This is a genomic window from Geminicoccus sp. (assembly GCF_036263595.1).
Classification (GTDB): domain Bacteria; phylum Pseudomonadota; class Alphaproteobacteria; order Geminicoccales; family Geminicoccaceae; genus Geminicoccus.
On sequence record NZ_DATAGQ010000062.1, the window covers coordinates 23,147 to 35,122 of the forward strand.

At 66.5% G+C, this 11,976-nt stretch carries 13 protein-coding genes; 11 read left to right on the plus strand and 2 right to left on the minus strand.

Annotated features, from left to right (window positions below):
- Window positions 1-154 precede the first annotated feature (154 nt).
- The 9 genes from ihfB (at window position 155) to VHL31_RS05090 (ending at window position 7,571) form a co-directional block, all read left to right on the plus strand.
- Window positions 155-442: an integration host factor subunit beta gene (ihfB, locus tag VHL31_RS05050; RefSeq protein ID WP_027135739.1), complete on the plus strand. Its 288-nt coding sequence runs from the start codon at window positions 155-157 to the stop codon at window positions 440-442.
- Between the two features lie 170 nt (window positions 443-612).
- Entirely contained in the window at window positions 613-960 is a 348-nt protein-coding gene (locus VHL31_RS05055) for a LapA family protein (protein WP_329660114.1), read from the plus strand.
- 1 nt (window position 961) lies between these two features.
- Window positions 962-1,918 (plus strand): ornithine cyclodeaminase family protein, encoded by a 957-nt coding sequence (locus tag VHL31_RS05060; protein WP_329660115.1) that lies wholly within the window; start codon window positions 962-964, stop codon window positions 1,916-1,918.
- A 59-nt stretch (window positions 1,919-1,977) separates the two neighbouring features.
- Window positions 1,978-2,667, plus strand: a complete 690-nt coding sequence (gene pyrF / locus VHL31_RS05065) for an orotidine-5'-phosphate decarboxylase (protein ID WP_329660116.1) — start codon at window positions 1,978-1,980, stop codon at window positions 2,665-2,667.
- A gap of 1 nt (window position 2,668) precedes the next feature.
- A complete protein-coding gene (locus VHL31_RS05070; RefSeq protein WP_329660117.1) occupies window positions 2,669-3,322 on the plus strand; it encodes a phosphoribosylanthranilate isomerase in 654 nt (217 codons plus the stop codon).
- Window positions 3,319-4,527 carry a tryptophan synthase subunit beta gene (trpB, locus tag VHL31_RS05075; RefSeq protein ID WP_329660118.1) on the plus strand — a complete coding sequence of 403 codons (1,209 nt, stop codon included), beginning with the start codon at window positions 3,319-3,321 and terminating at the stop codon, window positions 4,525-4,527. The genes VHL31_RS05070 and trpB overlap by 4 nt, the downstream gene beginning before the upstream one ends.
- A complete protein-coding gene (gene trpA, locus VHL31_RS05080) occupies window positions 4,524-5,351 on the plus strand; it encodes a tryptophan synthase subunit alpha (RefSeq protein ID WP_329660119.1) in 828 nt (275 codons plus the stop codon). The genes trpB and trpA overlap by 4 nt, the downstream gene beginning before the upstream one ends.
- Window positions 5,348-6,298 carry an acetyl-CoA carboxylase, carboxyltransferase subunit beta gene (gene accD / locus VHL31_RS05085; protein ID WP_329660120.1) on the plus strand — a complete coding sequence of 317 codons (951 nt, stop codon included), beginning with the start codon at window positions 5,348-5,350 and terminating at the stop codon, window positions 6,296-6,298. Before trpA ends, accD begins: the two co-directional genes overlap by 4 nt.
- Window positions 6,276-7,571 carry a folylpolyglutamate synthase/dihydrofolate synthase family protein gene (locus VHL31_RS05090; RefSeq protein WP_329660121.1) on the plus strand — a complete coding sequence of 432 codons (1,296 nt, stop codon included), beginning with the start codon at window positions 6,276-6,278 and terminating at the stop codon, window positions 7,569-7,571. Before accD ends, VHL31_RS05090 begins: the two co-directional genes overlap by 23 nt.
- Window positions 7,572-7,614: 43 nt before the next feature.
- Here VHL31_RS05090 and VHL31_RS05095 read toward each other — a convergent pair whose 3' ends face one another.
- Together VHL31_RS05095 and VHL31_RS05100 are read right to left on the minus strand one after the other, a co-directional pair.
- On the minus strand, window positions 7,615-7,959 hold the full coding sequence (locus VHL31_RS05095) for a hypothetical protein (protein ID WP_329660122.1): 345 nt from the start codon (window positions 7,957-7,959) through the stop codon (window positions 7,615-7,617).
- Window positions 7,960-7,968: 9 nt separating this feature from the next.
- Window positions 7,969-8,823, minus strand: a complete 855-nt coding sequence (locus VHL31_RS05100) for a universal stress protein (RefSeq protein WP_329660123.1) — start codon at window positions 8,821-8,823, stop codon at window positions 7,969-7,971.
- A 123-nt stretch (window positions 8,824-8,946) separates the two neighbouring features.
- On the opposite strand from VHL31_RS05100, the gene VHL31_RS05105 reads away from it, so the two are divergent.
- Window positions 8,947-10,116 (plus strand): glycosyltransferase, encoded by a 1,170-nt coding sequence (locus VHL31_RS05105; RefSeq protein ID WP_329660124.1) that lies wholly within the window; start codon window positions 8,947-8,949, stop codon window positions 10,114-10,116.
- Window positions 10,117-10,536: 420 nt separating this feature from the next.
- A partial coding sequence (locus VHL31_RS05110) for a Do family serine endopeptidase (RefSeq protein WP_329660125.1) occupies window positions 10,537-11,976 on the plus strand: 1,440 nt, incomplete at its 3' end.

Genomic DNA, 11,976 nt, shown 5'->3' on the forward strand with positions numbered 1-11,976 from the left:
AACGAACCCGAGCCCGAACGACGCGCTCGTTTGCCGCAGTTAGGATTCGCTTTATTCTTCAATGGGTTGGATGCAGATCTGCTTGACGTCTGAAATGGAGCGCGCGACAACTCGGCCAACAGGCGTGGCCGTATCGAAAGAAGCGATAGCCGGAATGACCCGCTCCGATCTCATCCGCCGCATCGCGGAAGCGAACCCCCATCTCTATCTGCGCGACGTCGAGAAGATCGTCGCGACCGTGTTCGAGGAGCTGACCAAGGCGCTCGAGCGCGGCGACCGGGTGGAATTGCGCGGGTTCGGGGCGTTCTCGATCCGCGGCCGCTCCGCCCGCACCGGCCGCAACCCGCGCACCGGTGCCGAGGTCGACGTGCCCGACAAGCGCGTGCCCTATTTCAAGACCGGCAAGGAACTGCGCGAGCGCCTGAACGTCGGGGACGAGTGAGGACGTTGCTGTTCCTGGCCCTGTCGCCCGCCGCATTTGCGGTCGCTCGCGCCGCCGTGCTCGAACGCGCGAGGCAGGCTTATGTGGAACCGGACATGTGCGTCGATATGTTCTAGGTGGCGCCGAGCCACCTTTCGCGCGATTGAGCAGCCCAACATGATGAGGCGCTGATGGTAAAGTTTCTCCGCACGATCCTTGGATTGATCGGGCTGCTGGTGATCGTCCTGTTCGCGATCGGCAACCGCCAGCCGGTCGAGGTCTCCTTGTGGCCGACGCCGTTCGTGATCGACCTGCCGGTCTACGGCGTGTTTCTAGTGGCGCTGATCCTGGGCGTGGTGCTGGGCGGGATCGCGTCCTGGCTGGGCGGGCACCCGCAGCGGGCCGATGCCGCGCGGACCCGGCGTCGTCTGGCCCAGTACGAGGAGCGGGAGGCCAGGCGGCAGCGCGAGGAAGAGGCGGCCGCGGCTGCCCATGCCAAGAACGTCACCCCGACCCGGGCGCTGGCGTCGGCACGCTGACATGGACGGCCTTCCGTTCTTCGGTCCTGCCGCCATCGAGGCGGCACTTCCCTGGCCTTGCATGGTGGAGGCGCTGCGGGAGGGCTTCCGCCACGGCGCCGAGGCGCCCGTGCGCCACCACCACCGGATCCCCCGCCCTGGAGCGGAGGGTCCGGCCGATCTCCTGATCATGCCCGCCTGGCGGCCGGGTGCCGTGACGGGCATGAAGATCGTGCACGTGGCACCGGGCAACGAGGCCAAGGGCCTGGCCTCGATCCAGGGCCTTTACCTCCTGTTCGACGGGCCTACCGGCACACCGAAGGCGGTCCTGGACGGCGCGGCATTGACCTTGCGGCGAACCGCCGGTGCCTCGGCGCTGGCAGCGTCCTATCTGGCGCGCGACGACGTCCGGGTTCACCTCGTGGTCGGGGCCGGTGCGCTCTGCCCGAACTTCATCCTTGCCCATCGCAGCGTCAGGCCGTCGCTGCAGGAAGCGCTGATCTGGAACCGTCATCCGGCCAAGGCCGAGGCCGTCGCCGCTAGGCTGCGCGGTGACGGTCTCCATGCGGAGGCAGTGCAGGATCTCCCGTCAGCCGTGCGGCGAGCCGACCTGATCTCGGCGGCGACCAACTCGACGGTGCCGTTGATCCGCGCAGACGACGTCCGTCCGGGAACGCATGTCGACCTTGTCGGCGCTTATACACGCACGATGCGCGAGAGCGACGATGTCCTGGTCGCGGCAGCCTCCGTCTTCGTCGATACGCGCGAAGGCGCGCTGGCCGAGGCCGGTGATCTGCTTCAGGCGATCGAGGCCGGCGCCTTTCAGGCAGGCGCCATCCGCGGCGATCTTCGCGAGCTTGCCAGGGGCGATGTCCAAGGACGGCGCAGCGCGCAGGAGATCACCTTGTTCAAGTCGGTCGGCGCTGCCTTGGAGGATCTGGTGGCCGCCGAGGCCGTCCTCGCCCAAGCCACGAATTGACGGTCCGCACACGCTCTGCCAAGCACCGACCCGCTTGCGACCGTTCAACGGAACCAGTCTTGTCGAATTCGCCCATCTTCTGCGCTGTCGACCGGCCGGACACGACCGGTGCGGTGGCGCTCGCGCGCGCGCTCAGCGGCCATGTGGGCGGCATCAAGCTGGGCCTGGAATTCTTCTGCGCATCCGGCCCGGATGGAATCCGCGCCGTTGCGGCCGAGGGCCTGCCGATCTTCCTCGACCTGAAGCTGCACGACATTCCCAACACCGTGGCCGGCGCCGTGCGCTCAGCCCTGGCCCTGCAGCCGGCCATGCTGACACTGCACGCTTCCGGCGGCAGGGCCATGCTCGAAGCCGCCGTGGAGGCCAAGAACTCGTTGCAGGCGTCGACGCTGCTCCTCGCGGTGACGGTGCTGACCAGCCTGGACGATCGGGACCTCCACTCCTTGGGCGTCGCCGGCGCTGCGGCGGAGCAGGTCGAACGTCTGGCGGAACTCGCCATCGCGGCGGGCGTGGACGGGCTGGTCTGCTCGCCGCACGAGATCACCCGGCTGCGCAGGGTCATTCCGCTTAGCGTCAAGCTGGTGGTGCCGGGCATCCGGCCAGCCGGAGCGGCGGGTGACGACCAGAAGCGGGTGATGACCCCTGCGCAGGCATTGGACGCCGGTGCGGACGTGCTCGTGATCGGCCGCCCGATCACGGCAGCAACCGATCCGGCGGCCGCGGCGCGTGCAATGATGGGTGCTGCCTGACATGGTGATGGTCAAGATCTGCGGCCTCACGGAGCCAGAACTGGTCGAGCAGGCCTGCGAGGCCGGTGCCGACATGGTGGGCTTCGTGTTCTTTCCTCCCTCGCGGCGCGCCGTCACGCCGGAGCAGGCAGCCGTCCTGGCCCGCAAGGTCAGCCGGGCTGTAGAGACCGTCGGGCTGTTCGTGAACCCGGACGACCGTCTGATCGAGACGACCTTGCTGTCGGTACCACTCGACGTCATCCAGCTTCACGGTGAGGAGAAGCCTGAGAGGGTGGCCGAGATCGGGCTCCGCTTCGGCGTGCGGACGATGAAGGCGCTGCCGGTGGCCGTACGGGACGACCTTCGAGAACTGGATGCCTATCTCGACGCCGCGGACATGATCCTGTTCGATGCCAAGCCCGTACCAGGGGCTGTACTTCCTGGTGGCAATGGCATGGCGTTCGACTGGCAGCTTCTGAGTGAGATCGAGATCGACCGGCCATGGCTGCTTGCAGGTGGACTGACCGGTGACAATCTTCTGGCGGCACTGACCACGAGTGGCGCACCAGGCGTGGATGTCAGTTCGGGCGTCGAGAAGATGCCTGGGTTGAAGGATCCGGCGAAGATGGCCGACTTCATTGCCAGGGCAAAAGGGTTTGAGGGGAACAAGGGATGAGCCAGCGCAATTCTCTGCGCAACATGCCGGACGATCGCGGTCACTTCGGCATTTTCGGCGGCCGCTACGTCGCTGAGACGCTCATGCCGCTGATCCTGGAGTTGGAGCAGGCCTACGAGGACGCCAAGCGCGACGAAGGCTTCTGGAAGGAGTTGAACGGCTGGCTGAAGGATTATGTCGGCCGTCCCTCGCCACTCTATTTCGCCGAACGCCTCACCGAGCATTTCGGCGGTGCGAAGATCTACTTCAAGCGTGAGGAGCTGAACCACACCGGCTCTCACAAGATCAACAATACCGTGGCCCAGGTCCTCCTGGCCAAGCGCATGGGCAAGACCCGGATCATCGCGGAGACGGGCGCTGGCCAGCACGGCGTGGCGACCGCGACGGTCGCCTCGCGAGTCGGCCTGCCCTGCATCGTCTACATGGGTGCGAAGGACATCGAGCGGCAGCAGCCGAACGTGTTCCGCATGCGCCTCCTGGGTGCGGAGGTGCGCCCGGTGACCTCTGGCTCGCATACGCTGAAGGACGCGATGAACGAGGCCCTGCGCGACTGGGTCTCGAACGTCCACGACACCTTCTACGTCATCGGCTCGGTGGCGGGTCCCCATCCCTATCCCGCCATGGTACGCGACTTCCAGTCGGTCATCGGCCGCGAGACCAGAGAGCAGATCGTCGAGAAGGAAGGTCGCCTTCCCGACGTGCTGATCGCAGCCGTGGGCGGCGGCTCCAATGCCATGGGCCTGTTCCACCCGTTCCTGGACGACGACGTGCGCCTGATCGCCGTCGAGGCAGCGGGCGACGGCGTGGAAACGGGGCGGCATGCGGCGGCGATGGCTGCCGGTACGCCCGGCGTGCTGCACGGCTCACGCTCCTATCTGCTGCAGGACGCGGACGGTCAGGTGGTCGAGCCACATTCGATCTCGGCCGGCCTGGACTATCCGGGCGTCGGCCCCGAGCATTCCTGGCTGAAGGACATCGGCCGGCTCGACATCGCACCGGTGACCGACACGGAGGCGCTGGAAGCCTTTCAGCTCTGCGGCAAGATCGAGGGCATACTGCCGGCCCTGGAATGCGCGCACGCCCTGGCGCATCTGGCGAAGATCGCTCCGTCCATGGACAAGGACCAGGTGATCGTCCTCAATCTCTCGGGTCGGGGCGACAAGGACATCTTCACGGTCGCCGAGCATCTGGGGGTGAAGCTGTGAGCGACCGGATCCGCAGGCGCTTTGCCGCCCTGAAGGAAGAGGGTCGTGCCGGCTTGGTGACCTATCTGTGCGGCGGCGATCCCGACCCTGCCACCTCCTTCGAGTTGATCCGAGGACTTCCCGTCGCAGGCGCCGACGTGATCGAGGTCGGCATGCCCTTTTCCGATCCCATGGCGGACGGCCCATCGATCCAGGCCGGCAACCTGCGTGCCATCGGGGCCGGCATGAAGCTGGCGGGCGTGCTGGACCTGATCACGCGCTTCCGCGAACATGACCAGACCACCCCGGTCATCCTGATGGGCTACTACAATCCTGTGCACCAGATGGGACCCGAACGCTTCCTTGAGCGAGCGGTCGCCGCAGGAGTCGACGGGCTGATCATGGTCGATCTGCCGCCGGAGGAGGACGAGGAGTTCTGCCTGCCGGCCAAGCAGGCCGGCCTCGACTTCATCCGGCTGGCGACGCCCACGACCGACGCCAAGCGTCTGCCCGTCGTGCTGCAGAACGCGTCCGGCTTCATCTACTACGTCTCGATCACCGGCATCACGGGCTCGGCCGCGCCCGTGGCGGACGTCGTCAGCCAGGCCGTGAGCCGCATCAAGGCTTCCACCGATCTCCCGGTTGCCATCGGCTTCGGCATCCGCACGCCCGATCAGGCGGCGGTGTTCGCCCGCCATGCGGATGCGGCGGTGGTGGGCTCCGCCCTCGTGGACCTGGTGGCTGCGAACCTGGACGAGCATGGCAAGGCCAAGCCCGATCTGGTGGGCAAGGTGCACGAACTGGTGCGCGGCCTTGCTGCCGGCGTGCGGGGAGCACGGCTGTGAGCAACTGGCTGACCGACTATGTGCGCCCCAAGATCCGGGCGCTGGTTAGCCGCAATCCGGACGTGCCGGACGACCTCTGGCGCCAGTGCACGTCCTGCGAGCGAATGATCTTCCACCGCGACTTCGAGCAGGCGCAGCGCGTCTGCCCGCATTGCGGCCACCACATGCGGGTCGAGCCGATCTTCCGGTTCCAGTCCCTGTTCGATGCGGACAGCTGGCAGCAGATCGAGGTGCCGCGCGTCCCGGCGGACCCGCTCAAGTTCAGGGACCAGAAGAAATATGCCGATCGCCTGAAGGAGGCCCAGACCAAGACCGGCAAGCACGATGCGCTGGAAGCGGCGCACGGCAAGATCGATGGCATTCCGGCTGTTATCGCCGTCATGGACTTCCAGTTCATGGCAGGCTCCATGGGAACCGGCGTTGGCGAAGCCTTCCTGGCGGCCGCACGGCTGGCCGTGCTGCAGGAAGCCGCCTTCATCGTCTTCACAAGTTCCGGTGGCGCCCGGATGCAGGAGGGCGCCCTGTCCCTCATGCAGATGGCGCGCACCACCGTCGCGGTCGAGATGGTGAAGGACAAGCGCCTGCCCTACATCGTCGTCCTCACGGACCCGACCACGGGTGGTGTCACGGCGAGCTTCGCCATGCTGGGAGACGTCCAGATCGCCGAACCGGGTGCCCTGATCGGTTTTGCCGGTGCCAGGGTCATCGAGCAGACGATCCGCGAGAAGCTGCCCGAGGGCTTCCAGCGCGCGGAGTACCTGCGCGATCACGGCATTGTCGACATGGTGGTCCATCGTTTCGACCTGCGAGCGACCCTGGTCAGGATCCTGGACCTGCTGATGCGCAAGCGCCGCGAGACCAAGAACGGCGCTGCGGTTGAACCGGTCCATGCCGAGCCGCCCACCCTGGAACTGGTCAAGCAGAGTGAGCAGCCTGTCGAGCCATGAGATCCTGGCGCGGCTGAACGAGCTTCACCCGAAGAAGATCGACCTCTCGCTTGCCCGGATGGAGCAGATCCTAACCGAGCTCGGGCACCCGGAGCGGGCGGTCCCGCCGGTGATCCATCTCGCCGGCACCAACGGCAAGGGCTCGACCGGGGCCTGCCTGGCGGCTGCCCTGCAGGCGGACGGTCGGAGGGTGCACCGATACGTCTCGCCGCATCTGGTCCACTTCAACGAGCGGATCCTCCTGGACGGCCGTCCGATCGGCGAGGACCATCTGAAGGACCTTCTGGAGGAAGTGGAGCGGGTCAACGCCGGGCGCTCCATCACCTTTTTCGAGATCACCACCGCGATGGCCTTCCTGGCCTTTGCGCGCGTGCCGGCGGACGCCCTGATCCTCGAGGTCGGCATGGGAGGCCGGCTGGACGCGACCAATGTGGTGGACAGGCCGGCGGTGTCGGTCATCACGCCGGTGTCGCTGGATCACGAGGTCTATCTTGGCGACCGGATCGAGCTGATCGCCCGGGAGAAGGCGGGCATCTTGAAGTCTGGCGTCACCTGCGTAGTCGGTCCCCAGGAGCCGGAGGGCCTCCGGGCAATCGAAGCACAGGCTGCTTCGGTCGGGACGCCGCTGGTCGTGCACGGGCGGGATTGGTCGTTCGTCCAGCGGCAGGGAAACCTCCATGTGCGCGATAGCGACCTGGCGCTGGAGCTGCCGCCGCCGGCCCTGGAAGGTGAGCACCAGTACGCCAATGCCGCGACAGCGGTCATCGCTGCCCGCAGGCTTCCGGTCGGCCTGCGCCCCGGCGACCCGGCAATGCGCCGGGGCATAGCCGGGGCCGTCTGGCCGGGCCGCTGGCAGAAACTGACGAGCGGGCCCCTCGTGGCCGCCGTTCCCACGTCCTGGGAAGTCCGACTGGACGGCGGCCACAATCCTTCGGCCGCCCGGGCCATCGCGCTGACGCTGCGGGCCTCGCCGCCACGGCCGCTGCACCTGATCATCGGCATGCTCAACACCAAGGACGCAGCCGGATTCCTGGAGCCGCTCCTGCCCCTGGCCGCGTCCTGCACGATGGTGCCGATCCCGGACGAGCCGCTGACGCGTCCACCGGGGGAACTGGCAGAGGCCGCCCACGCCCTGGGCTATCCTGCCGGAACGGCGCGCGGCCACGTCGAAGCCGCTCGCCGCGCGGCAGAACGCTTCGCTCATGAACCCGCGCTTGTCCTGGTCTGCGGGTCGCTTCACTTGGCGGGCGTGATCCTGGCCGACCACGCCTGATAGCACCCCGCCAAGGGGCAGCGAGACGGATGCCTCGTATGGCTCAGATCCGTTCCTGGACCAGGGCAAGCACACCGGCGGCGCAGGCGGCCAGCGTCAATAGCAGGGGCAGGCCCGCCGCTCCGTCCTTGCGAACGCGACTGCGGGTCATGGCATGCAGCCAAGCCAACACGGACAGCCAGCCCAGCCAGTGCATGACATGGCCGAAGAAGCGCGCGTTGGGCAGGCCCCCTCGGTACTGCACGATCAGCAGGCCGCTTGCCATGACGGCAGTCATGGCGCCCGACACGAGCAGGATCGCCACCGGCCTGCGCTGCCCGACCTGCCACTGGTAGGCCAGGGCCAGGACAAGCAGTGCGGCCAGGCATGCATGCAGGAGAACCAGCACGAGGCAGGCTCAGTGCGCCATGAGCACCGGCACCTCGACGTTGGAGAGGATATAGCTCGTGGCCCCGCCGAAGATCATCTGCCGCAGGCGTGACTGGGTATAGGCACCCTTAACGATGATGTCGGCGCCCAGGCGCTGCGCCTCGTCGAGTGTGACCTTGCCGACCGGACGGTCGTCGCCGGGATGATCGACCACTTCGACCGTCAGCCCACGCCGCTCCAGCATCCGCCCCAGCGCCTCACCCGACGGACCAGGCACCATGCCCTTCTCGACCGAGTGGACAATGATCGATTTTGCCCGCTCCAGGAACGGCATGGCGAGGCCGATCGTATGGGCCGTTTCGGTGCTGCCATTCCACGAGATCAGGATGCGCTCCATCCGGAAGTTCGTGGCCCTGGCCGGCACGATCATCAGCAGGCGGCCGGCTTCGAACAGGGCGCCTTCCAGGGAAGCAGTGGACGGCGTGAGGCTATCGGCGACCGGGCGACCCAGGACGATCAGGTCGAAGATGCGTCCGTAGCTGCCGAGCACGTTGGCGGCGGCCCCTGCCCCCAGATGCCAGTCGGCTGCCGGTCCGGTGGTGCCGGGCTCGGAGAACCGGGGCAGGCCCGCCGCCCGCACGGTCCGTTCGAACGTGTCACGCAGCCGTTCCGCCCGCTCGCGGGCATCCGTCTCGAAACCGGCGACCAGGTCGGGTGCCGCCGCGATGAAGCCGTCGGCGCCCGCCGCGATCACGTCGGGCTGAACCGGCCGGACATGCAGCCCTTCCAGGTAGGATCCGAACTCGCGGGCCACGCCGATGGCGCAAGCCAGGGTCGCGTCCAGGGCTGCGCTGGACTCCAGGTTCACCAGGATGGTCTTCATGCCGACGCGGCCCTCGTCAATGTTGTAAGCACACGCATCTTAAGGCAGTTCAACGCGCCTGACATCTGGCGGCAATGGGCGCCGGATCCGACCTAGCACCAGATCAGGGCCGGAGAGCCAGCCTTGCCGCCTTCGCCGCCGAATGTCGCGATCGTCCACGACTGGTTCCAGAGCCTCTATGGCTCCGAACGGGTTGTCGAGCAGATGCTTGCCTGCTTCCCCCAGGCCAAGCTTTTTTCCCTGGTGGATGTGATGCCCGCTGAGGCGCGGGGCTTCCTTCGCGACATTCAGGTCGATACCTCCTTCATCCAGAAGCTGCCGTTCGCGAAGCGGCACTTTCGCCGCTATCTGTCGCTGATGCCGCTGGCGATCGAACAGTTCGACCTGTCGGGCTTCGACTTGGTGCTCTCGTCCAGCCACGCTTTTGCCAAAGGGGTCCTGACGGGACCACGGCAATTGCACATCGCCTATGTCCATGCGCCGATCCGCTACGCCTGGGAATACCAGCACCAGTACCTGTGCGAGGCTGGCCTCGATCGAGGCCTCATGTCCTGGCTGGTGCGGTGGCAGTTGCACAAGATCCGCAACTGGGACTTTCGCAGCGGCGCCGCACCCGATCGGCTGATTGCAAACTCCGAGTTCATCCGCCAGCGGATCCGCAAGATCTACCGGCGCGACGCCGATGTCATCCACCCGCCGGTCCGCCTCCAGGACTTTACCCCGGTCGAGAAGAAGGACGACTACTTCGTCGCCATCTCGCGCTTCGTCCCGTACAAGCGCACTGAATTGATCTGCGCTGCCTTCGCGCAGATGCCGGATCTCAAGCTCAAGGTCATCGGTGACGGTGCAGGCATGCGTCGTGTCGAGGCCGCAGCCAACGTGGAACTGCTGGGCACGCTTCCGCGCGCCGACATGGTGTCGATGCTGGCAAGCGCCCGTGCGCTGGTCTTCGCGGCGGAAGAGGACTTCGGGATCACCGTCGTCGAGGCTCAGGCGGCCGGTACGCCGGTGATCGCCTACGGCCAGGGCGGCGTGCTGGACACCGTCAGGCCGCTGCCTGAGCCGGACCCTACCGGCCTTTTCTTTGGCGACCAGACGGTCGATGCCATCTGTGACGCTGTGCGGCGCTTCCAGGCCTGCGAGGGAATGTTCAGGCCAGGTGCGCTGGTCGCGAATGCCGATGCCTTCTCCGAAGAGCGGTTCCGCAAGCACTACCGGAACCTTGTCGAGAGCGCCCTGGCCGCGCATCGCGATCCACGGCCGGCGATCGCCGGTATGGCCGCCTCCGTTTAGCCACGCGCGACTTTCCTGGCGCCTTTTCCGACCTGGTTCGGCGACACGCATTAACATGATTACAGAATGTTGCTCGCCTCCCGTGCCGGCAGGCCCTGCCGCAACAATTCGTTCATGATCTCCAGCCAGTCCGGCATCATCCGCAGGACGATCCAAATCTTCCGTAAGTCCTCTTGTAATGCTGCAGGCTCTTTATCTGTATCCATGGTGATACAGCCCGTAACATCTTCCAGACAAACTTTGAAACATGACTGTTCACGCTTCCGCGATCATTGCGTGATCGTCAAGAACAGCTGCGTGATCTTGACGAAATCATGTGCTTCAGGCTGGCGCATCCTGACATGGCTCCCTAAATGGGGCTCGACAGGCACCGATCGCACACGGGACGTGCTGATCTGCTGGAAACACAGGATGCATGACATGACGACCTACGGTACCTCCTTCGTCCGCAATTTCGCCCTTGGCACGGTCGCAGCCGCAGCCCTTATCGCAGGATCCGTGCCCGCCATTCCGGTCCTGGCCCCGACCGTGGCCCAGGCCGAAGCCTATGAGCGCGGCTATGCCGATCTCGTCGCGAAGGTCATGCCGGCGGTGGTCTCAGTTCAGGTGGAGGGTGTGGAAAAGGCGGGGGACGATGCCAATCCGCCGATGAACGACCAGCAGCGCGAGTTCTTCGAGCGTTTCTTCGGCCAGCCGATGCCGACGCCGCCGCAGCAGGCTCCGCATCGCTTGCAGGGACTTGGCTCCGGCTTCGTGATCGATCCCGCCGGCTATGTCGTGACCAACGCTCACGTCGTCGGCGGCGCTGACAAGATCAGCATCGTGACGCAGGACGGCACGCGGATGGACGCGAAGCTGGTCGGCATCGACACCAAGACGGACCTCGCTGTCGTCAAGGTCGAGAGCAGCCAGCCCCTCACCGCACTGACATGGTCGGACAGCAGCAAGGTCCGCGTCGGCGACAAGGTGGTTGCGGTCGGCAATCCGTTCGGCCTGGGCAGCACCGTGACGGCCGGCATCGTTTCGGCCACCGGCCGGGAGATCGGCAGTGGGCCCTATGACGACTTCATCCAGGTCGACGCGCCGATCAACCGCGGCAATTCCGGCGGCCCCACCTTCGACCTTGATGGCAACGTGATCGGCGTCAACAGCATGATCTTCTCGCCGTCGGGCGGGAGCGTCGGCATCGGTTTCGCCATCTCCGCCAATCTCGCGAAGTCGGTGGTGGACGAGCTCATCCGCGACGGCTCGGTGGAACGTGGCTGGATCGGGGTCGGCATCCAGGAGATGGACGACGATCTGCGGACCTCGTTTGGCCTGACCGGCAAGGATGGTGCGCTGGTCAGCCAGGTGATGGCGGATGGCCCTGCCGAAGAGGCTGGCCTGCGCGAGGGTGACGTCATCCTGCGCTTTGGCGACCACGAGATCTCCCGGCTCACCCAGCTCACCCGGGCGGTGGCCGACACCGACCCAGGCCAGAGCTCGGAGCTGACGATCTGGCGCGACGGCAAGGAGCAGACCCTGTCCCTGAAGGTCGGCGAGATGCCCTCCAAGCAGCAGGTCGCTTCCGCCGAGGAAACGCCCGCGGTGGACCAGCCGCGCCTGGGCCTGGCCCTGGCGCCACTGACGGACGAGAACCGGGCCGAACTCGGCGTGGCCGAGGACATCAAGGGCGCCGTCGTCAACCAGGTCATGAACGGCAGTCCGGCTGCCGAGAAGGGCATCCAGCGCGGTGACGTCATCGTGGCAGTCGGCGAGAAGCAGGTGGATGGCCCCAAGCCCGTGATCGAGGCGGTGAGCCAGGCCGCGAAGGACGGTGCCAAGTCGGTCCGGCTCCTCGTGGCCCGCGGTGAGGCACAG

Bases quoted from the DNA above. Each gene is read 5' to 3' on its own strand.
- VHL31_RS05060 (WP_329660115.1), top strand. From the start codon at position 962: ATGGACGGCCTTCCGTTCTTCGGTCCTGCCGCCATCGAGGCGGCACTT.
- VHL31_RS05055 (WP_329660114.1), top strand. From the start codon at position 613: ATGGTAAAGTTTCTCCGCACGATCCTTGGATTGATCGGGCTGCTGGTG.
- VHL31_RS05070 (WP_329660117.1), top strand. From the start codon at position 2,669: ATGGTGATGGTCAAGATCTGCGGCCTCACGGAGCCAGAACTGGTCGAG.
- VHL31_RS05100 (WP_329660123.1), bottom strand. From the start codon at position 8,823: ATGAAGACCATCCTGGTGAACCTGGAGTCCAGCGCAGCCCTGGACGCG.
- trpB (WP_329660118.1), top strand. From the start codon at position 3,319: ATGAGCCAGCGCAATTCTCTGCGCAACATGCCGGACGATCGCGGTCAC.
- ihfB (WP_027135739.1), top strand. From the start codon at position 155: ATGACCCGCTCCGATCTCATCCGCCGCATCGCGGAAGCGAACCCCCAT.